At 71.7% G+C, this 19,712-nt stretch carries 18 protein-coding genes; 9 read left to right on the forward strand and 9 right to left on the reverse strand.

Translation table 11 applies throughout. From position 1 onward, the window contains the following. Nucleotides 1–6 precede the first annotated feature (6 nt). Entirely contained in the window at nucleotides 7–1,554 is a 1,548-nt protein-coding gene (locus IF651_RS00720; protein ID WP_191827172.1) for an RNA polymerase sigma factor, read from the forward strand. Between the two features lie 200 nt (nucleotides 1,555–1,754). On the opposite strand, the gene IF651_RS00725 is transcribed toward IF651_RS00720, so the two are convergent. Next, nucleotides 1,755–1,982 carry a DUF7455 domain-containing protein gene (locus IF651_RS00725; RefSeq protein WP_191827173.1) on the reverse strand — a complete coding sequence of 76 codons (228 nt, stop codon included), beginning with the start codon at nucleotides 1,980–1,982 and terminating at the stop codon, nucleotides 1,755–1,757. A 162-nt stretch (nucleotides 1,983–2,144) separates the two neighbouring features. On the opposite strand from IF651_RS00725, the gene IF651_RS00730 reads away from it, so the two are divergent. The 3 genes from IF651_RS00730 (at nucleotide 2,145) to IF651_RS00740 (ending at nucleotide 5,384) form a co-directional block, all read left to right on the forward strand. Then, nucleotides 2,145–4,274, forward strand: coding sequence for a DNA gyrase subunit B (locus tag IF651_RS00730; RefSeq protein ID WP_191827174.1), 2,130 nt, complete (start codon nucleotides 2,145–2,147; stop codon nucleotides 4,272–4,274). 79 nt (nucleotides 4,275–4,353) lie between these two features. Continuing rightward, nucleotides 4,354–4,827 carry a DUF4430 domain-containing protein gene (locus IF651_RS18105; protein ID WP_191827175.1) on the forward strand — a complete coding sequence of 158 codons (474 nt, stop codon included), beginning with the start codon at nucleotides 4,354–4,356 and terminating at the stop codon, nucleotides 4,825–4,827. After that, entirely contained in the window at nucleotides 4,806–5,384 is a 579-nt protein-coding gene (locus tag IF651_RS00740) for a DUF6580 family putative transport protein (RefSeq protein ID WP_191827176.1), read from the forward strand. The genes IF651_RS18105 and IF651_RS00740 overlap by 22 nt, the downstream gene beginning before the upstream one ends. A gap of 114 nt (nucleotides 5,385–5,498) precedes the next feature. On the opposite strand, the gene IF651_RS00745 is transcribed toward IF651_RS00740, so the two are convergent. Together IF651_RS00745 and metH are read right to left on the reverse strand one after the other, a co-directional pair. Beyond that, nucleotides 5,499–6,158: a dihydrofolate reductase family protein gene (locus IF651_RS00745; RefSeq protein WP_191827177.1), complete on the reverse strand. Its 660-nt coding sequence runs from the start codon at nucleotides 6,156–6,158 to the stop codon at nucleotides 5,499–5,501. Between the two features lie 122 nt (nucleotides 6,159–6,280). Continuing rightward, nucleotides 6,281–9,841, reverse strand: a complete 3,561-nt coding sequence (gene metH / locus IF651_RS00750; RefSeq protein ID WP_191827178.1) for a methionine synthase — start codon at nucleotides 9,839–9,841, stop codon at nucleotides 6,281–6,283. A gap of 148 nt (nucleotides 9,842–9,989) precedes the next feature. Between metH and IF651_RS00755 the strand changes: the two genes are divergently transcribed. Continuing rightward, entirely contained in the window at nucleotides 9,990–11,084 is a 1,095-nt protein-coding gene (locus IF651_RS00755) for a GNAT family N-acetyltransferase (protein WP_191827179.1), read from the forward strand. A 9-nt stretch (nucleotides 11,085–11,093) separates the two neighbouring features. Here IF651_RS00755 and ypfJ read toward each other — a convergent pair whose 3' ends face one another. Then, nucleotides 11,094–11,999 (reverse strand): KPN_02809 family neutral zinc metallopeptidase, encoded by a 906-nt coding sequence (gene ypfJ, locus IF651_RS00760; protein ID WP_191827180.1) that lies wholly within the window; start codon nucleotides 11,997–11,999, stop codon nucleotides 11,094–11,096. Between the two features lie 172 nt (nucleotides 12,000–12,171). Between ypfJ and IF651_RS00765 the strand changes: the two genes are divergently transcribed. Beyond that, entirely contained in the window at nucleotides 12,172–13,770 is a 1,599-nt protein-coding gene (locus tag IF651_RS00765) for an ABC-F family ATP-binding cassette domain-containing protein (RefSeq protein ID WP_191827181.1), read from the forward strand. Here IF651_RS00765 and IF651_RS00770 read toward each other — a convergent pair. Genes IF651_RS00770 through IF651_RS00780 form a run of 3 tightly spaced genes read right to left on the reverse strand, consistent with a single transcriptional unit; the run spans nucleotide 13,743 to nucleotide 15,426 of the window. Beyond that, nucleotides 13,743–14,792 carry an SURF1 family cytochrome oxidase biogenesis protein gene (locus tag IF651_RS00770; protein ID WP_338403685.1) on the reverse strand — a complete coding sequence of 350 codons (1,050 nt, stop codon included), beginning with the start codon at nucleotides 14,790–14,792 and terminating at the stop codon, nucleotides 13,743–13,745. The genes IF651_RS00765 and IF651_RS00770 overlap by 28 nt on opposite strands. Further along, on the reverse strand, nucleotides 14,789–15,037 hold the full coding sequence (locus IF651_RS00775; RefSeq protein WP_191827182.1) for a hypothetical protein: 249 nt from the start codon (nucleotides 15,035–15,037) through the stop codon (nucleotides 14,789–14,791). Before IF651_RS00775 ends, IF651_RS00770 begins: the two co-directional genes overlap by 4 nt. Beyond that, nucleotides 15,034–15,426, reverse strand: coding sequence for a DUF3099 domain-containing protein (locus IF651_RS00780; RefSeq protein ID WP_191827183.1), 393 nt, complete (start codon nucleotides 15,424–15,426; stop codon nucleotides 15,034–15,036). Before IF651_RS00780 ends, IF651_RS00775 begins: the two co-directional genes overlap by 4 nt. Before the next feature lie 152 nt (nucleotides 15,427–15,578). Here IF651_RS00780 and fabG point away from each other — a divergent pair, with 152 nt between their 5' ends. The 3 genes from fabG (at nucleotide 15,579) to IF651_RS00795 (ending at nucleotide 17,715) form a co-directional block, all read left to right on the forward strand. Continuing rightward, on the forward strand, nucleotides 15,579–16,289 hold the full coding sequence (gene fabG / locus IF651_RS00785; protein ID WP_191827550.1) for a 3-oxoacyl-ACP reductase FabG: 711 nt from the start codon (nucleotides 15,579–15,581) through the stop codon (nucleotides 16,287–16,289). 114 nt (nucleotides 16,290–16,403) lie between these two features. Continuing rightward, on the forward strand, nucleotides 16,404–17,171 hold the full coding sequence (fabI, locus tag IF651_RS00790; protein ID WP_191827184.1) for an enoyl-ACP reductase FabI: 768 nt from the start codon (nucleotides 16,404–16,406) through the stop codon (nucleotides 17,169–17,171). Between the two features lie 4 nt (nucleotides 17,172–17,175). Further along, nucleotides 17,176–17,715, forward strand: a complete 540-nt coding sequence (locus tag IF651_RS00795; RefSeq protein WP_191827185.1) for a SixA phosphatase family protein — start codon at nucleotides 17,176–17,178, stop codon at nucleotides 17,713–17,715. A 4-nt stretch (nucleotides 17,716–17,719) separates the two neighbouring features. On the opposite strand, the gene serB is transcribed toward IF651_RS00795, so the two are convergent. Both serB and glgC read right to left on the reverse strand, forming a co-directional pair. After that, complete coding sequence (gene serB / locus IF651_RS00800; protein WP_191827551.1) at nucleotides 17,720–18,391, reverse strand: phosphoserine phosphatase SerB; 672 nt, start codon at nucleotides 18,389–18,391, stop codon at nucleotides 17,720–17,722. A 47-nt stretch (nucleotides 18,392–18,438) separates the two neighbouring features. After that, entirely contained in the window at nucleotides 18,439–19,680 is a 1,242-nt protein-coding gene (glgC, locus tag IF651_RS00805; protein WP_191827186.1) for a glucose-1-phosphate adenylyltransferase, read from the reverse strand. Nucleotides 19,681–19,712 lie beyond the last annotated feature (32 nt).

Consider the following 19,712-nt stretch of genomic DNA (forward strand, 5'->3'; position numbering starts at 1 on the left):
CGGTTTGTGGCGCCCTCCACGCAGATCCCCGCACTCCCGCGCGAGTTCGAGCACCCCGCCCTGCAGGACCTCCTGCGGCAGGGCAGCGCGAACGGCCGGGTCGACGCCGAGAACTTCCGCACCGCGTGCGAAGAGGCATCGGTGAGCGACGCCAAGCGCCTCAAGGCCGTCTTCCGCGCGCTCGCCGGGGCTGGTGTCGACGTCGACATCCCCACGAGCACGCCGGTAGCAGCCGCCGCCGCGTCCCGTTCCGGCACGACGGCCCGTGCCGCGGTCAAGCCAGCGTCCACGTCGCGGGCGAACGCCCGCACGACGAAGGCCGCCACGAGCGACACCGGCGGCGACGCGCCCGCCACCGAGGAGGGCGAGGCGACAGCCGCCGCGCCCGCTCCGGTGCGCAAGGCCCGCACGAAGGCCGCGCCGCGCGCGGCCGCGGCCAAGACCGGTGCCCGGGCCAAGAAGGCGTCGACCACCCCCGAGGTCGTGCCCGACGGCGTCGTCGTGGACGAGCCCGAGGACGAAGCACCCACCGGCCCCCAGGTCATGAACCCCGGCCCCGAGGGCTCCGACGAGCGTCGTGGCTTCGTCGTGTCCGACGCGGACGACGACGACGCTCCTGCCCAGCAGGTCGTGACGGCCGGTGCGACGGCGGACCCGGTCAAGGACTACCTGAAGCAGATCGGCAAGGTCGCGCTCCTGAACGCCGAGCAGGAGGTCGAGCTCGCCAAGCGGATCGAGGCCGGCCTGTTCGCCGAGGACCGGCTCGCGAAGGAGGGCGACGACCTCGAGCGCAAGCTCAAGCGCGAGCTGCAGTGGATCGCGCACGACGGCAAGCGCGCGAAGAACCACCTGCTCGAGGCGAACCTGCGCCTCGTCGTCTCGCTCGCCAAGCGGTACACGGGCCGCGGGATGCTGTTCCTGGACCTGATCCAGGAGGGCAACCTCGGTCTGATCCGTGCGGTCGAGAAGTTCGACTACACCAAGGGCTACAAGTTCTCGACGTACGCGACGTGGTGGATCCGTCAGGCGATCACGCGCGCGATGGCCGACCAGGCGCGCACCATCCGTATCCCGGTGCACATGGTCGAGGTCATCAACAAGCTCGCCCGCGTGCAGCGGCAGATGCTGCAGGACCTGGGCCGCGAGCCGACGCCCGAGGAGCTCGCCAAGGAGCTCGACATGACCCCGGAGAAGGTCGTCGAGGTCCAGAAGTACGGCCGCGAGCCCATCTCGCTCCACACGCCCCTCGGCGAGGACGGCGACTCCGAGTTCGGCGACCTCATCGAGGACTCCGAGGCCATCGTCCCGGCCGACGCGGTGAGCTTCACGCTCCTGCAGGAGCAGCTGCACCAGGTGCTCGACACCCTCAGCGAGCGCGAGGCCGGCGTGGTGTCCATGCGGTTCGGCCTGTCCGACGGACAGCCCAAGACGCTCGACGAGATCGGCAAGGTCTACGGCGTGACGCGCGAGCGCATCCGCCAGATCGAGTCCAAGACGATGTCGAAGCTGCGGCACCCGAGCCGCTCGCAGGTGCTGCGCGACTACCTGGACTGAGCCGGCAGGAACTGCCCGCAGCACGACGAACGCCCCGGACGGCCACCACGGCCGGACGGGGCGTTCGTCGTCTGCAGGTCTGCAGGTCTGCGGGGGCTCGCGTTCGTGCTCGGTGGCTCCGGAGCTCACGTCCCGTATCCACACAGAACGAGGCCCGGGCCGATTCGGCCCGGGCCTCGTGAGGTCGTCGAAGGGTGCGCTCAGCGATCGGCGCCGGTGCCCGCGCCGTGCTCGGCGTGCAGCTTGTCGGTCTCGTCCTGGACGTGGGTCGCGACGTCGGTGTAGGCATCGGCGTGCGCCCGTGCGTGGTGGCCGCAGAACAGCAGCTCGCCGGTCGGCAGGACGACACGGACGTACGCCTGGGCACCGCAGCGGTCGCAGCGGTCGGCCGCGGTCAGCGGTTCGGTGGTGGTCGTCGTAGCAGTCACAGAACCATGAAACCATCCCGCACGCGGTCCTCGGTGCCGAACAGGGGGTGGTTCGCTACCCGCGTAGCGCGCGCGAGCCGGGAATACGCCGGACGCAACGGCGTGGCGTCACGTCGGCATGGTGAGACAGGAGAGTGGGCGGCCTCGTCTAGGCTGTGCGGCGTGACGACGACCTCCGCTGAGTCCAGCTACACCGCTCGGCACCTGTCCGTGCTCGAGGGCCTCGAGGCGGTGCGCAAGCGCCCGGGCATGTACATCGGCTCGACCGACTCCCGGGGCCTCATGCACTGCCTGTGGGAGATCATCGACAACTCGGTGGACGAGGCCCTGGCCGGGAACTGCTCGCAGATCCGTATCGTGCTGCACGCCGACTCGTCGGTGACGGTCGAGGACGACGGGCGGGGCATCCCGGTCGACATCGAGCCCAAGACGGGGCTGTCCGGAGTCGAGGTGGTCTTCACCAAGCTCCACGCCGGCGGAAAGTTCGGCGGCGGCTCCTACACCGCGTCCGGTGGGTTGCACGGTGTGGGCGCGTCCGTGGTGAACGCGCTGTCCGCACGCCTCGACGTCGAGGTCGACAGGGGCGGCAAGACGCACCGCATGACGTTCCACCGTGGTGAACCGGGTGAGTTCACGGACCCGAAGGCCGGCCCTGGACCCGAGTCGCCGTTCGTCCCCTTCGTGAGCAGGTCGGAGCTCGCCGTGGTGGGCAAGGTGCGGCGCGGTGTGACCGGGACGCGCGTGCGCTACTGGGCGGACCGGCAGGTCTTCCCCAAGAACGCCGTGTTCTCGTACGACGAGCTGGTCACCCGTGTCCGTCAGACGACGTTCCTCGTCCCCGGCCTACGGGTCACGGTGCGCGACGAGCGCGGTGTGGCCGGGACCCCGGGGGAGGGCGGGCCGCACGAGGAGACGTTCGTCCATGACGGCGGCTCGGTCGACTTCGTCGACTTCCTCGCGCCGGACACCCCGGTGACAGCGACGTGGCACCTCACGGGCAGCGGCTCCTTCACGGAGACCGTGCCCGTCCTGGACGACCGTGGTCACATGTCGCCGCAGGCCGTCACCCGCGAGTGCGAGGTCGACGTCGCGATGCGATGGGGTGCTGGCTACGAGACCGAGCTCCGCACGTTCGTCAACATCATCGCCACACCGAAGGGCGGGTCTCACCTGGCGGGGTTCGAGCAGGGACTGCTCAAGGTGGTGCGCAAGCAGGTCGAGACCAACGCGCGTCGCCTCAAGGTCTCCACGAAGGACTCCGCGGAGCGCATCGAGAAGGACGACGTGCTGGCCGGGCTCACGGCGGTCGTCACGGTCCGGCTCGCGGAGCCGCAGTTCGAGGGACAGACCAAGGAGGTCCTCGGGACGGCACCGGTGCGCGCCATCGTCTCTCGCGTCATCGAGACGGAGCTCACCTCGCTGCTCACCTCGACCAAGCGGGACGAGAAGACCCAGGCAGCGATGCTCCTGGACAAGATCGTCGCCGAGATGCGCGCCCGCATCACGGCGCGCAAGCAGAAGGAGATCTCGCGACGCAAGAACGCGCTCGAGACGTCCTCCCTGCCTGCCAAGCTGGTGGACTGCCGCAGCGACGACGTCGACCGCAGCGAGCTGTTCATCGTCGAGGGCGACAGTGCGCTCGGCACCGCGCGCCTCGCGCGCAGCTCCGACTTCCAGGCGCTGCTGCCCATCCGCGGCAAGATCCTCAACGTCCAGAAGGCGTCCGTGAGCGACATGCTGCGCAACGCGGAGTGCACCGCGATCATCCAGGTGCTGGGCGCCGGGTCGGGACGCTCGTTCGACCTCGACGCCGCGCGCTACGGCAAGATCGTCCTGATGACCGATGCCGACGTCGACGGTGCGCACATCCGTACCTTGCTGCTGACCCTCTTCTACCGGTACATGAAGCCGCTCGTGGAGGCCGGTCGGGTGTTCGCCGCGGTGCCGCCCCTGCATCGCATCGAGGTGATCGGCGCCGGCCGGCGCAAGAACGAGTACATCTACACCTACTCCGAGGCCGAGCTCGCGGCGACGCTGCGCAAGCTCGACAGGTCCGGGCGGCGCTACAAGGACGAGATCCAGCGGTACAAGGGCCTCGGCGAGATGGACGCCGACCAGCTCGCGGAGACCACGATGGATCCGCGCCACCGCACGTTGCGCCGTGTGACGGCCGAGCACGCCGAGGCCGCCGAGCACGTCTTCCACCTCCTCATGGGCAGCGACGTGGCTCCCCGCAAGGAGTTCATCGTGGCCGGCGCGGCCGGGCTGGACACGGCGCGCATCGACACCTGAGGCCACGCCCTCCGGGGCTCGATCGTCCGGCAGGCGGGCAGACGGGCCCGTCCGGTCGTGCCCACCTAGACTTGCCGTCGTGATCCCCCGTACCCATCGCGACGCACGTCCGCGCGCCGCCGCCCTGCTCACCGCCACCCTGCTCGCCGCGGGCCTGCTCGCCGGCTGCTCCGACAGCACCGAGCCGGGCGCGTCGGCCTCGACCGAGACGACGCAGGACCAGCAGGACGAGACGTCCTCGGACGCACAGGACGAGTCGCCCGCACCCGTCGACGACGACGCGACCTCGACGGGCGACGCGTCCGAGGGGCTCGGCTACCCCGGCGAGGACGGGCGGACCGCGCTCGAGCTCCTCCTGGAGGCCGACCCCACCGCCGAGGTCGTCGGCGAGGGCGAGGAGGCGTACGTCGTCGGGATCGGTGGACACTCGGCCGACGAGGCGAAGAACGAGTTCTGGGCGCTGTACTTGAACGGTGAGATGGCGCAGGTCGGCGCCGGAGTCCTCGACACCACGACGGGAGACGAGATCGAATGGAAGCTCGAGACCTACTGACCCGCTGGTGGCGGCCGGCGATCGTCGTCGCCCTCGCCGCGCTCGCGGTCGTGTGGCGGCTCGTCCGTCAGGACCTGGGCGGCCCGCCGAACCTCGAGCTGATCACGTCCGCCACGTTCGTCGCGACGGTGCTGCTGCGCACCCGCTGGGCCTTCGTCGTGCCGCTCGCCGTGACGGTGGTCTCCGACCTCGTGCTCGGCAACACGTCGATCGCGCTGTTCACGTGGAGCGCGTGGCTCGTCATCGGGCTCGCCTCGTACCTGGTGCGCGACACCCACGGCTGGGGGCGCATCGGTGCAGGCGCGGCGTTCGGCGTCGGCGGCTCGCTGTGGTTCTTCGTCTGGACGAACCTGGGCGTCTGGTTCCAGGGCCGTGGCACGTTCTACCCGGCCGGCTGGGACGGGCTGATGGCGAGCTATGTGGCGGGCCTGCCGTTCCTGCGCACGATGCTGGTCGGCAACCTCGTCCTCGTCCCGCTCGCCGCGGTGGGCACGCTCCTCGTGGAGCGGCTCGAGGCTTCGCACGGCCTCGCCGCGCTGCCTGCCCGCACAGCCTGACGCCTGACCTGAGCCGCCGGGTTCAGGATCCCGTCGCGGGCCCCGACGGTCCGCAGTCGACCTCATGAACGGGGCGTGACCGAGGCCCTCGGCCGCCGTCCGTCCGCCGGATCGTCACGGTGCTTCCTCGTGGTCGTGCTCGACGCCGCGGTCGGGTGCGCCCATGTCGCCCGTCCCGGGCATGCCGGCTGCGAGCCCGTAGCGCAGGAGAACCGTGCCCGTGGGGCTTGCCGCCGGTGGTTCGAGGAGGGCGAGGTTGGTGGGCACCGCGCCGCCGTCGAACACGGTCTTGCCGACCCCGAGCACGATCGGGTGGATCCAGAGGTCGAGCCGGTCGAAGAGCTTGTCGCGCAGCAAGGACTGCACCAGGTTCAGGCTGCCGACGACCTTCACGTGCTCGTGCCGGTCGCGGACCTCGCGGGCCGCGACGGCCAGGTCTGGGCCGAGATGTGTGCTCCCGGCCCAGGACAGGTCGGGTGTTCCGCGCGAGGCGACGTACTTGGGGATGCGGTTGAACAGCGCGGCGAAGTCGTCGTCCTGACCGCCCTCCTGGCGGGGCCAGTACGCGGCGAAGATGTCGTAGGTGCGGCGTCCGAGCAGGAGGGCGTCCGTGCCCTCGTAGGCTGCGTCGATCTGCGCCCCGGCGACGTCGTCGAGCAACGGCGCCTGCCAGCCACCGAACGGGAACCCGTTCTCAGGATCCTCCTCCGGCCCGCCGGGCGCCTGCCCGACGAGGTCGAGAGTGGTGAACAGCTCGATCTCGATCGATCCCATGGTCTGCTCCGATGCGTCCGTCATCACGGTCACGGGGCAGACCTGGGAGGACTCGAGAACTCATCGCCCGTGAGCTTCGTCCGTTTCCGCGTGGGCTGAGCGCAGCTACCGTCGTCCTGATCTCAGACGCTGTAATACTTGGCTTCGGGATGATGCAAGATAAATGCGTCCGTCGACTGCTCCGGATGCAGCTGGAGCTCGTCGGACAGCACGACACCGAGGCGCTCGGGGCGCAGCAGCTCCACGACCTTGCGACGGTCCTCCATGTCCGGGCAGGCGGGATACCCCAGCGAGAACCTCGCCCCGCGGTACTCGAGCTTGAACATCCCCTCCGCGTCGTCAGGGTCCTCGTCGGCGAACCCGAGCTCGGAGCGCACGCGCGCGTGCCACATCTCGGCCAGGGCCTCGGTGAGCTGCACCGACAGCCCGTGCAGCTCCATGTACTCGCGGTACCTGTTCTCGCCGAACAGCTTCGCCGTCGCGGCCTCGACGCTCGTCCCCATGGTCACGAGCTGGACGGGCAGCACGTCGAACCGGCCGGTCTCCTCGACCCACGAGCGCGGCTTCACGAAGTCCGCGAGGCACAGGAACCGGTCGCGGCGCTGCCGGGGGAAGGTGAAGCGCAGCCGCTCGGTGCCCACCGGACCGCCGGAGCCGCCGTCGGGCCCTTCGTGGTGCGCGACGACGACGTCGTCGCCCTCGGACCACACGGGGAAGTAACCGTAGACGACCGACGGGTCGACGACCCCCTCGGTGCGGATGCGCTCGAACCACTCGGCCAGGCGCGGGCGGCCCTCGGTCTCGACGAGCTCCTCGTAGCTCGCCCCGTCCTCGCCACGCCCCGGCTTGAGACCCCACTGGCCCATGAACGTCGCGCGCTCGTCGAGGAACGTCGCGTAGTCGGCGAGCTGGACGCCCTTGACCAGGCGAGTGCCCCAGAACGGCGGGTAGGGGACCGGGTTGTGCTCGGCGACGTCGGACCGCGCGGGCAGGTCCTCGTCCGGGGTCTCGGTCACGGTCACGGTGGCGTGGCGGCGCTTCTTGAGCGCCGGCAGGCCCACCTCGTCGCGGTCGGCGCCACGCGCGACACGCACGAGCGGTTCCATGAGCCGCAGGCCCTCGAACGCGTCGCGCGCATAGCGGACCACGCCCGGGAACTGGCCGGCGAGGTCGTCCTCGACGTACGTCCTGGTGAGCGCGGCGCCGCCCAGCAGCACGGGCCAGCGCTCGGCGTAGCCGCGCGAGGTCAGCTCGGCGAGGTTCTCCTTCATGACCACGGTCGACTTCACGAGCAGGCCGGACATGCCGATCACGTCGGCGTCGTGCTCCTCGGCGGCCTCGATCATCGCGGAGATCGGCTGCTTGATCCCGATGTTCACGACCGTGAAGCCGTTGTTCGTCAGGATGATGTCGACGAGGTTCTTGCCGATGTCGTGCACGTCTCCGCGCACGGTCGCGAGCACGATCGTGCCCTTGCTCCCGCTCTGGCCCTCGACGCGCTCCATGTGCGGCTCGAGGTGCGCGACCGCCGTCTTCATCACCTCGGCCGACTGCAGCACGAACGGGAGCTGCATCTCGCCACGACCGAAGAGATCCCCGACGACCTTCATGCCCTCGAGCAGGTGGTCGTTGACGATGTCGAGCGCCTTCATGCCCTCGGCGAGCGCGGTGTCGAGGTCGGCCTCGAGGCCCTTGCGGGCGCCGTCCACGATGCGGCGCTCGAGCCGGTCGCCCAGCGGCAGCGCCTCGAGCTCGGCCGCGCGGGCGTCCTTGAGCGCCGCCGAGTCGACGCCCTCGAACAGCTCGAGCAGTCGGGACAGCGGGTCGTGCGTGAGGTTGCCCTCGTCGTCGTACACGCGCCGGTCCCACACGAGGTCGAGCGCGGCCTCGCGCTGGGTGTCCGGGATCTGCGCGAGCGGGAGGATCTTCGCGGCGTGCACGATCGCGGAGTCCAGGCCGGCCTCGACCGCCTCGTGCAGGAACACCGAGTTGAGCACGGTGCGTGCCGCGGGGTTGAGGCCGAACGACACGTTGGACACGCCGAGCGTCGTGTGGATGCCGGGGTAGCGACGCGTGATCTCGCGGATCGCCTCGATCGTCTCGATCGCGTCGCGGCGCGTCTCCTCCTGCCCGGTCGCGATGGGGAAGGTCAGGGCGTCGACGATGATGTCGTCCACCCGCATGCCCCACTCGGACACCAGGGTGTCCACGAGCCGCGACGCGATCGCCACCTTGTGGTCGGCCGTCCGGGCCTGGCCTTCCTCGTCGATCGTCAGCGCGACCACCGCGGCGCCGTGCTCGACGACCGCCGGCATGACCCGTGCGAAGCGGGACGTCGGGCCGTCGCCGTCCTCGAAGTTCACCGAGTTCACGACGGCGCGACCGCCCACGAGCTCGAGCCCGGCTGCGATCACCTCCGGCTCGGTCGAGTCGATGACGAGCGGCAGCGTGGACGCGCTCGCGAGCCGCGACACGACGCTCCGTACGTCCGCGACGCCGTCGCGCCCCACGTAGTCGACGCACACGTCGAGCAGGTGCGCGCCGTCCCGCGTCTGGGCGCGCGCGATGTCGACGCACTCGTCCCAGTTCTCGGCGAGCATCGCCTCGCGGAACGCCTTCGAGCCGTTGGCGTTGGTCCGCTCGCCGATCGCCAGGAACGACGCGTCCTGGTGCAGGTCGGTGTGCGAGTACAGGCTCGCGACGCCGTTCTCCCGCTCGGGGTGGCGCTCGGCCACGCGTCGCCCGCGCACGGCCTCGACCACGAGGCGCAGGTGCTCCGGCGTCGTCCCGCAGCACCCACCGACCAGGCCCAGGCCGAACTCGTCCACGAACTGCGTGTGCGCGGCGGCGAGCTCCGGCGGCGTCAGGGGGTAGGACGCCCCGTCCTTGCCGAGCACCGGGAGCCCGGCGTTGGGCATGCAGGTCACCGGCACCTCCGCGTGCCGGGACAGGTGGCGCAGGTGCTCGCTCATCTCCGCGGGGCCGGTCGCGCAGTTCAGGCCGATCGCGTCGACCTTCAACGCCTGCAGCGTCGTCAGCGCCGCGCCGATCTCCGACCCCATGAGCATGGTGCCGGTGGTCTCGACCGTCACCGAGGCGATCACCGGCACCGAGCGACCGACCTCGCGCATCGCCGCGCGCGACCCGTTGACCGCGGCCTTCGTCTGGAGCAGGTCCTGGCTCGTCTCGACGAGGATCGCGTCCGCCCCGCCGTCGAGCAGCCCTGCCGCCTGGAGCGCGAACGTGTCGCGCAGGTGCGCGTACGTCGTGTGCCCGAGGCTCGGCAGCTTGGTGCCGGGTCCCATCGAGCCCAGGACCCAGCGTGGGTGGTCGGGGGTGGAGTACGCGTCGGCGCGCTCGCGCGCGATACGGGCGCCGGCCGCCGCGAGCTCGCGGATGCGGTCGTCGATGTCGTAGTCCGACAGGTTGGACCAGTTCGCGCCGAACGTGTTCGTCTCGATCGCGTCCACGCCGACCTCGAGGTACTCGTCGTGCACCTCGGCGATGATGTCCGGGCGCGAGACGTTGAGGATCTCGTTGCACCCTTCGAGACCTCGGTAGTCCTCCATGGACGGGTTGCGGTCCTGGATCATGGTGCCCATCGCGCCGTCGGCCACGACGACGCGGGTGCGCAGCGCGTCGGCGAAGGCCTGGGAGCGGGCGTCGGCAAGAGCATCAGACATACCCGCAGGGTAGTCGGCGCGGCCCCCGCCGGGACGGGCCGTCCCACCCGTCGGGGAGCACACGGGTGCGCGGCCCGACGTCCGGGAGGGAGACCGGGTGGCGCGCAATGCGCGTGCCTGACGGCGCGAGCTGGCCTAGCGTGGGCGCATGTCCTTCCTCGCGCCGATCGCGCAGCGCGCCGCGGCGCCCACAGACCTCCCGCCCGTGACCGCCGGCGGGCTCGGGTGGCGTCCCGCCGCGCGCGCCGACGCAGCGGCCCTGCTCACGCTCAAGAACGAGATCGCGGCCGCCGACGACGAGCCGTACCGCGAGACGATCGCCGAGGTCGAGGACCTGTTCACCGGTGCCTGGCGTGACGTGGAGCGCGACTCGCTCGTCGGCGTCGACCGCGCGGGGTCGCTCAGGGCGTGGGCGTTCGTCGACACGGCGCCGGGCGACGTGACGACCGTGCGGGCGTTCCTGAACGGCGGGGTCCACCCGACGCACCGCGGCATGGGGGTCGGCCGCGAGCTGTTCGGCTGGGAGGTCGCGCGCGGACGCCAGCTCCTGGCGGCGAGCGGCAAGGAGATCCCTGGGCGCATCGCGGTCTACGCCGAGGACACCGACCCGCCGGCCAAGCTCCGCCTCTACGAGCGGTACGGCTTCACGGCCCGCCGGTTCTACTCCGACCTGCGCCGCGACCTCGCCGGCCCCGTTCCGGACGTCGCGCTCGACGGCGCGCTGCGCGTGGTGCCGTGGAGCGAGGAGCTCGACGAGGCGACACGGCTCGCGCACAACGACGCGTTCCGCGACCACTGGGGCAGCGAGCCGCGCGACGCGCAGTCGTGGGCGCACGGCCGCAGCGAGTTCGCCCCGCACTGGTCGTATCTCGTGGTCGACGACGCTCCCGACGTCGAGGCGCTCCTGGCCGACGAGCACACCGATCCGCACACCGCCGCGGCGCTGCGCGCGGGCGGTCCGCTCGTCGTCGGCTACGAGATGGCCAGCCGCTACGACGAGGACTTCGGCGTCCGCGGCTACACGTTCGGCTACACGGAGCTGCTGGGCGTACGCCGCGCGTACCGAGGACGCAAGGTCGCGGTCGCGGCGCTCGCCGCGGGCATGCGCGCGTTCGCCGCGGACGGCATGCAGTACGCGGTGCTCGACGTCGACACCGAGAACCCGTCGGGTGCGCACGGGCTGTACGCGAGCCTGGGGTACGAGAAGGTCTCCGGGTCGCGGATGTACTCGATCGAGCTGTGACGCGCGTCGTCACAGGGACGACGCGCTCAGCGCGTCGCAGTCCTGCAGCGTGCCGCCCTCGTACCCGATCGTGAACCAGCGCTGACGCTGCTCGCTCGACCCGTGCGTCCAGGCCTCGGGGTCCACGCTGCCCGTCGCGGACTCCTGGATGCGGTCGTCGCCGACGGCGGACGCCGCGGACAGCGCGTCGGCGACCTGCTGGTCGGTGATGGGCTCGAGGAACGTCACGCCCGTGTCGGGGTCGACCGTCGTCGCGGCGTGCCCGGCCCACATGCCGGCCAGGCAGTCGGCCATGAGCTCGATCCGCACCGAGTCGGACTCCGGTCCGGTCCCGCCGCGCTCGGCGGTATCCATCGCGCCCGTCTGCTGTTCGATGTGGTGCCCGAACTCGTGCGCCACGACGTACATGCGGGCGAGGCCGCCGTCGTTCGCGCCGAAGCGCGAGGTGAGCTCGTCGTAGAAGTCGAGGTCGAGGTACACGGTCTGGTCGGGTGGGCAGTAGAACGGCCCGACGGCGCTCGTCGCCGCGCCGCAGCCGGTGGAGACCTGGCCGGTAAAGCTCACGACCTCGGGCAGGACGTACTCGACGCCGGCCTGCTCCGGCAGGGCTGACGCCCAGAAGGCGTCGAGCGACTGGGCCGTCGCGCTGAGCTCGCACTCGCGGTCCGTGTTCGCCTCCTGCGCCGTGCAGTCCCCGACGACCTGCTCCTGGCCCGGTCCGAGCGCCTCGGAGCCGCTCCCTGCGCCGTCGCTCAGGCCGGTGAGGTCGATCCCGGTCTGACCGCTGAGGAGCACGAGCGCGAGGGTCACGAGCACCGCACCGATCCCGCCGCCCGCGATCATCGGACCCTTGCGCCGGCCACCGCCCTTGCGCACGCGCCCGCCCTCGAACGAGCCACCTTCCTGGAACGTCACCGGCACAACCTAACCCCGTGCACCCGCACCGGCCCCCGGTCCGAGCGGCGCGGTCGCCCCGACCCGTAGACTCGGGGTCGGCCCACCGCGGGCCGGTCCTGCCCGTGCGCCCCGAGCGCCGAGGCGACCGGCCGCCGTCGGGCCTCCCCGAACCCCCCGAGAGGACCCCCTGTTGATCACCGCCCACGGCGTCGAGCTGCGCTTCGGCGCCCGCGTCCTGCTGCACGAGGCCACGTTCCAGATCGCCTCGGGCGACCGGATCGGCCTCGTCGGTCGTAACGGTGCCGGCAAGACGACGCTGACCAAGACGCTCGCGGGGGAGACCCTGACGACGGCGGGGAAGATCACGCGAGGCGGCGACATCGGCTACCTCCCGCAGGACCCGCGCACCGGCGACCTCGACGTCGTCGCGATGGACCGGGTGCTCTCGGCGCGCGACCTCGACAAGATCGTGCGGCAGATGCGCGAGACCGAGGGTGCGATGGCGAGCATGGACACCGAGACGCACGAGGCCGCGATGGAGCGTTACCCGCGGCTCGAGGAACGGTTCCAGGCCGCGGGCGGGTACGCGGCGGAGAGCGAGGCGCACCGCATCACGAGCAACCTCGGCCTGGACGACCGCGTCCTCGCCCAGCAGCTCGGCACGCTCTCGGGCGGCCAGCGCCGCCGCATCGAGCTCGCGCGCATCCTGTTCTCCGGCGTCCAGACGCTGCTCCTCGACGAGCCGACGAACCACCTCGACGCCGACTCGATCATCTGGCTGCGCGACTACCTCAAGGCGTACAGCGGCGGGTTCGTCGTGATCTCCCACGACAACGACCTCCTGCGCGCGACCGTGAACAAGGTCTTCCACCTCGACGCGAACCGGGGCGAGCTCGACCAGTACAACCTCGGCTGGGACGCGTACCTCAACCAGCGCGAGACGGACGAGCGCCGCCGTCGCCGCGAGCGGCAGAACGCCGAGAAGAAGGCCGGCGTGCTGCAGGCCCAGGGCGAGAAGATGCGCGCGAAGGCCAGCAAGGCCGTCGCGGCGCAGAACATGATGCGCCGGGCCGAGAAGCTCATGGCCGGCATCGAGGGCGAACGGCAGACCGACAAGGTCGCCAAGCTGCGGTTCCCGAAGCCGGCCCCGTGCGGTCGTACGCCCCTGACCGCGGCCGGGCTGTCCAAGGCGTACGGGTCGCAGGAGGTCTTCGCGGGGGTCGACCTCGCGATCGACCGGGGGAGCCGCGTCGTGGTGCTCGGGCTCAACGGCGCGGGCAAGACGACGCTCCTGCGGATCCTGGGCGGTGTCGAGAAGCCGGACACGGGCGAGGTCCTCCCGGGCCACGGTCTGAAGATCGGCTACTACGCCCAGGAGCACGACACGCTCGACATGGACGTGACGGTCGTGGAGAACCTGCGCCACGCCGCCCCCGACCTCACCGACACCCAGGTCCGCTCGACCCTCGGGTCGTTCCTGTTCTCCGGCGACGACGCGGACAAGCCGACGAACGTGCTGTCCGGCGGGGAGAAGACGCGGCTCGCGCTCGCGACGCTCGTCGTGTCCGCCGCGAACGTGCTGCTGCTCGACGAGCCGACCAACAACCTCGACCCCGCCTCGCGTGCCGAGATCCTCGGTGCGCTCAAGACGTACGAGGGCGCCGTCGTCATGGTCACGCACGACGACGGCGCGGTCGAGGCGCTCGAGCCCGAGCGCGTCCTGCTGCTGCCCGACGGCGACGAGGACCTCTGGAACGACGGCTACGCCGAGCTCGTCTCGCTCGCCTGACGCACCCGGCCAGGCTCGTCGGCGGGCACCGCGCCGATCTGCGCGTCGACGAGCGCGTCCTCCTCCTCCTCGGCGGTCGGACGTCGGTCGCGCGGGACCCTGCGGCCGCGAGCCGCCTCCGGGTCGTGCGCTGCGATGAGGTCGCCCGCGGTCAGTGCGGCGTCCTCGCCGCGGGCGTCGCGCCGGTCGCGGCGCACGAGCAGCCAGAACCCGATCAGCGCGCCCAGCGCGAACACGCACCACTGGAACGCGTACGACAGGTGTGAACCGGGGTCGGTGTCCGGCTTCGGCAGCGCCTCGAGCCGTTGCTCGGGTGCGGGATCCTCGGTGCGCAGCTGCCCGTAGGCGCCGACGGTCCGTCCGTCTGCCCACGCGCCGCCGTCGGGCCCTGCGGCGAGCACCTGGTCGGTGCTGATCGCCTGCACCTGACCGCCAGGTGCGTCCCGGCCCGACGCGGGCTCGTCGGGCCGCAGCGTGACCGTGGCCTCGACCTCGCCCGGGGGAGGAGCCGGCAGGGCTCCCGGTGTGACGGCGTCGACCCCGAGCGGGACGAACCCGCGGTCGACCACGACCACGAGTCCCTGCGGTGCGGACGACGTCGGCTGCGTGACGAACGGCACGAGCACGTGGAAGCCGGGCGATCCGTTCACGGGGCGGTTGCGCAGCAGCACCGTGTCCTGCGGCTGGTAGGAACCCTCGAGCGTGACGGGGCGCCACTGGTCGTCGGGGTCGAGGCCCTCGCCCGGCGCGGCCAGCAGGTCGGAGACGGGCACCGCGGCAGCGGAGTAGTTCTCCTCGATCTGCGAGATCTGCGCCTCGCGCGACTCGTACCTGTTCCACTGCCAGCGGCCCGCGAGCAGGCACAGCGCGATGAGGACGACCACGCCGACGGCGAGCGTGACCCACTCCCGGCGGGTCCGGGGCTCGTACGGGCTCTCGGCCCGACGCGGCACCGGACCCGGCATGACCGGGAGCGGCCCGGCCGGGGGCGGTTGCGCTCCGGGCGGGGCGTCACGGGTCACGACGGTTCCCGTCGTTCGAGCTCCTCGACCCCGACGGTGCTGCGCCAGAACGAGCGGGCGCCGAGGAAGGTCTCCAGGTGCTCGCGGTGCGCGTCGCACGCGAGCCACACCTTGCGGCGCTCCGGCGTGTGGATCTTCGGGTTGTTCCACAGCAGGCCCCACGCGGCGGCCTCGCGGCAGCCCTTGGCGCTGCACACGAGCTCGTCGTCGGGGACGGTGTCGGCGACACCGAGGACGTCGATCATGCGCGGCCTCCTGGTGACGCGTCGTCGGGAGGCCGGCGGTCGTCGGCGGGCGGGCGGTCGGCGTCCGGCATGATCGTCCGGTCCGGACCCGTGGCGGCGGAGGGCAGCGCCCGGTGCTCCATCGGGGACGAGTCGTAGTGCGACTGGTCGCGTCCCGCGTTGGCGCCCAGGACCGCGATGTACGGCAGCACCACCGCGGCGGCGATGAGCACGAACTTCAGCCAGACCGGGCCGACCGCGATCGCGCCGAGGAAGCACAGGAGCCGGATCCCCATCTGGATCAGGTAGCGGCGGGTGCGCCGTGCCTGGTCCTGCCCCAGGGGCGGCTGCACGTTCGAGATGCTCGGGACCGGCTGGTCGCCCGGGCGCTGCGTGCCTCGTGTCCTCACGCACCCAGTCTACGTTTTGTGGGGACCCGACAATCGCCCGGGCGTGTTCGTGACGGTCCGTGCGCGCACCCCGCGGCGCGCGCACGGTAGCGTCGGTGAGACCGTCACCAGCGATCGAGGAGTCGTCCGTGCCCGAATCCACCGCGCCCGCCATGCCCGCCGGGCGCACCGTCGTCGTCACCGGGGCCGCCCGGGGTATCGGTCGCGCCATCGCGGAGCGTTTCGTCGCCAACGGGGACCGCGTCGCCACGGTGTACCGCGGCGGTGACCTGCCCGACGGCGTGTTCGGCGCCGTCGGGGACATCACCGACACGGCCGCGGTCGACGCCGCCTTCTCCGCGATCGAGGCCGAGCTCGGACCGGTCGAGGTGCTGGTCGCGAACGCGGGCGTGACACGCGACACGCTGCTGCTGCGGATGAGCGACGAGGACTTCGAGTCCGTCATCGACGTCAACCTGACCGGCACCTTCCGCTGCGTGCGACGTGTGACGAAGGGCATGATCCGGATGCGACGCGGGCGCATCGTGCTCGTGTCCTCCGTGATCGGCCTGTACGGCGGGGCGGGCCAGGTCAACTACGCCTCGTCCAAGGCAGCGCTGGTCGGGATGGCCCGTTCCGTCACCCGCGAGCTCGGCTCGCGCGGGATCACCGCGAACGTCGTCGCGCCGGGGTTCATCGACACCGCGATGACCGCCGAGCTGCCCGCCGAGCGTCAGGAGACCTACAAGGCGCAGATCCCGGCAGGTCGCTTCGCCGACCCCGACGAGGTAGCGGGCGTCGTGCAGTTCCTCGCGTCCGACGACGCGGCCTACGTCTCCGGAGCCGTGATCCCCGTCGACGGCGGTCTCGGCATGGGCCACTGACGCACAGACCGCTCGAACCTCCCGAGGCGTGTCCTCGGGAGCGCCCGCACCGCTCTCTTTCAGTACGCTCACCCCAGCGCGCCCGCCGACCGGGCGCAGGACGGAAGGAACCCGATGGGTCTGCTCGACGGCAAGAAGCTCCTGATCACCGGAGTGCTCACCGACTCCTCGATCGCGTTCCACGCGGCTCGGCTCGCGCAGGAGGAGGGTGCCGAGGTCGTGCTGTCCTCGTTCGGCCGCCAGATGAAGCTCACCCAGGCGTTCGCGAAGCGACTGCCTGCGCCGGCGCCGGTGGTCCAGCTCGACGTGACCGACGACCAGGACCTCGCCGAGCTCGCGGGCCGGGTCGCCGAGCACGTGGACGTCCTCGACGGCGTCGTGCACTCCATCGGCTTCGCGCCGCAGTCGGTCATGGGCGGCAACTTCCTGGCCGCGGAGTGGGCCGACGTGGCGACCGCGCTGCAGGTCTCCACGTTCTCCTACAAGTCGCTGGCCACGGCGGCGAAGCCGCTCATGACGGGCGGGGGAGCGGTCGTGGGACTGACGTTCGACGCGCAGTTCGCCTGGCCCGTCTACGACTGGATGGGCGTGGCGAAGGCCGGCCTCGAGTCCGCGAACCGCTACCTCGCGCGCGACCTCGGGCCGGAGGGCATCCGGGCCAACCTCGTGTCCGCCGGGCCGATCCGCACGACGGCGGCGAAGTCGATCCCCGGCTTCGAGCAGATGGAGGACGGCTGGCCCCGTCGGGCGCCGCTCGGATGGGACCAGACCACCGCCGAGCCGGCGGCCCGCGCCGTCGTCGCGCTGCTCTCCGACTGGTTCCCGGCCACGACCGGCGAGATCGTGCACGTCGACGGCGGCTTCCACGCGATGGGCCAGTGACCGCATGATCGCGACCAGTGCTCACGCGGAGGGTGGCGCCCGACGACTCGTCCTGCTGCGTCACGCCAAGGCGGAGCCGGCGGGGAGCGTCGACGACGTCCTGCGGCCGCTCGCGCTCAGCGGACGACGGCAGGCACCGCGGGTCGGCGAGGCGCTGCGCTCGTCGGGCCTCGTCCCCGAGAGCGTGCTCTGCTCGTCCGCGCTGCGCACCCGCCAGACCTGGGAGCTGCTCGCGGCACACCTGGGCGACGTCGAGCCCGACGTGCTGACCAGCGACGTGCTGTACGCCGCGGAGGTGGGCGACGTCCTGGACCTCGTACGCGCGACGGACCCGCGGGTGCGCACCCTCCTCGTCGTCGGGCACGAGCCGACGATGGCGGCCACGGCCACCTACCTCGCGGACCCGGCCTCGGACGACGGCGCGCTCGCCCAGGTGCGCGTCGGGGTCCCGACCGCGACCTACAGCGTGCTGGAGTCCGCGGCACCCTGGCAGGAGTGGGACAAGCGCGGGTCGCTCCTGACCTACGTGGGCCGACCGTCCTGAGCGATCACGCGCGAGCGGCGTCCGCGCGGTCGACCACGTCGAGCACGGCGTCGAGCCGGGGCCCGTCCACCGCGTAGGGGGCCTGCGCACGCACCAGCGGCTTCGCGGCGAACGCGATGCCGATCCCGGCGGCGCCGATCATGTCGAGGTCGTTCGCGCCGTCGCCCACCGCGACGGTGTCGCGCACGTCCAGCCCGAGCTCGGCGGCGCGCTCGCGCAGCGCGCTGGCCTTGGCTGCACGGTCGACGACCGGACCGCTCGTGCGGCCCGTGAGCCTGCCGTCCGCGACCTCGAGACGGTTCGCGCGGAACCAGGTGATGCCGAGCTCCGCCGCGAGCGGGCCGACGACCTCGGCGAAACCACCGGAGACGAGCGCGACCTCCCAGCGGCGTCGTCGGGCCTCGGCGACGAGCTCGCGCGCGCCCGGCGTGAACGTCGCGCGCCGGCGCACGTCGTCGAGGGCGTCGATCGGGACGCCGGCGAGGGTCGCGACGCGCTCGCGCAGCGACGCCGCGAAGTCCAGCTCGCCGCGCATCGCACGCTCGGTGACCGCGGCGACCTCGTCGCGGGTGCCGGCGTGGTCGGCGATGAGCTCGATCACCTCCTGCGAGATGAGGGTCGAGTCGACGTCCATGACGAGCAGGCGGACGGGTCGGGTCGGGTCGGGTCCTGGCATCGGGTCGCAGACGTCCTCGGCAGCGGGGCTGTGGGCGGGTGCAGGGGTCACTCGACGACCGTGCCCTTGGGCACGACGGTGATGCCGGACTCCGTGACGGTGAAGCCGCGCGCGCGGTCCTGCTCCGGGTCGAGCCCGATGCGGGCCTGCTCGCCGACGACGACGTTCTTGTCGATGATCGCGCGGTGGACCTGGGCGTGCCGGTGCACCTGCACACCGTCCATGAGCACGGAGTCGGACACCGAGGCCCACGAGTGCAGGTACGTGCCGGGCGACAGGACCGAGCCGACCGCCGTCGCGCCGGAGATGATGACGCCCGGGGAGACGATGGAGTCCGCCGCGTGCCCGAGCCGCCCACGCCCGGCGTGCACGAACTTTGCCGGCGGCAGACCGGTGTAGCCGGTGTGCAGCGGCCACTCCCCGTTGTAGAGGTTGAACACCGGCGTGACCGCGATGAGGTCCTTGTTGGCGTCGTAGTAGGAGTCGATCGTCCCGACGTCCCGCCAGTAGTCGCGGTCGCGGTCCGTCGATCCCGGGACGTCGTTGCGGATGAAGTCGTAGACCCCGGCGGTGCCCTTCTCCACGAAGGCAGGGACGATGTCGCCGCCCATGTCGTGGCGAGAGTCCGCGTTCGTCGCGTCGGCCGTGACCGCGGCGACGAGCGCGTCCGCGTTCATCACGTAGTTGCCCATCGACGCGAGGATCTCCTGCGGGGAGTCGGCGAGACCGACCGGGTCCGCCGGCTTCTCGCGGAAGGCCGCGATCTTCGTCGGGTCCTTCGCGTCGGTCTCGATGACGCCGAACTGGTCGGCCAGCGAGATCGGCTGGCGGATCCCCGCGACGGTCAGCTCCGCACCGGACTCGACGTGGGCGTCGACCATCTGCGAGAAGTCCATGCGGTAGACGTGGTCGGCGCCGACGACGACGACGATGTCGGGACGCTCGTCGTCGATGACGTTGAGGCACTGGTAGATCGCGTCGGCGCTGCCGAGGTACCAGTGCTTGCCGACGCGCTGCTGCGCCGGGACCGGGGCCACGTAGTTGCCGAGCAGCGGGGACATGCGCCACGTCTTGGTGATGTGCCGGTCCAGGCTGTGCGACTTGTACTGCGTGAGCACGACGATCTGCAGGTACCTCGAGTTCACGAGGTTGGACAGCGCGAAGTCGACCAGGCGGTAGTTGCCTCCGAACGGCACCGCGGGCTTGGCCCGCGAGGCGGTCAGGGGCATGAGGCGCTTGCCCTCGCCCCCGGCGAGGACGATGGCGAGGACTCGGGGTGCGGCGACCATGTCCCGAACCGTAGACCCTGGGAGCGGGGGCG

The organism is Cellulosimicrobium arenosum (genome assembly GCF_014837295.1).
Taxonomy (GTDB): Bacteria; Actinomycetota; Actinomycetes; order Actinomycetales; family Cellulomonadaceae; genus Cellulosimicrobium; species Cellulosimicrobium arenosum.

Coding starts and splice junctions, on each gene's coding strand:
- fabG (WP_191827550.1), top strand. CDS start 15,579: ATGCCCGCCGGGCGCACCGTCGTCGTCACCGGGGCCGCCCGGGGTATC.
- IF651_RS00745 (WP_191827177.1), bottom strand. CDS start 6,158: ATGGGATCGATCGAGATCGAGCTGTTCACCACTCTCGACCTCGTCGGG.
- IF651_RS00755 (WP_191827179.1), top strand. CDS start 9,990: ATGTCCTTCCTCGCGCCGATCGCGCAGCGCGCCGCGGCGCCCACAGAC.
- IF651_RS00740 (WP_191827176.1), top strand. CDS start 4,806: ATGGAAGCTCGAGACCTACTGACCCGCTGGTGGCGGCCGGCGATCGTC.
- IF651_RS00795 (WP_191827185.1), top strand. CDS start 17,176: ATGATCGCGACCAGTGCTCACGCGGAGGGTGGCGCCCGACGACTCGTC.
- IF651_RS00775 (WP_191827182.1), bottom strand. CDS start 15,037: ATGATCGACGTCCTCGGTGTCGCCGACACCGTCCCCGACGACGAGCTC.
- fabI (WP_191827184.1), top strand. CDS start 16,404: ATGGGTCTGCTCGACGGCAAGAAGCTCCTGATCACCGGAGTGCTCACC.
- serB (WP_191827551.1), bottom strand. CDS start 18,391: ATGCCAGGACCCGACCCGACCCGACCCGTCCGCCTGCTCGTCATGGAC.
- glgC (WP_191827186.1), bottom strand. CDS start 19,680: ATGGTCGCCGCACCCCGAGTCCTCGCCATCGTCCTCGCCGGGGGCGAG.
- metH (WP_191827178.1), bottom strand. CDS start 9,841: ATGTCTGATGCTCTTGCCGACGCCCGCTCCCAGGCCTTCGCCGACGCG.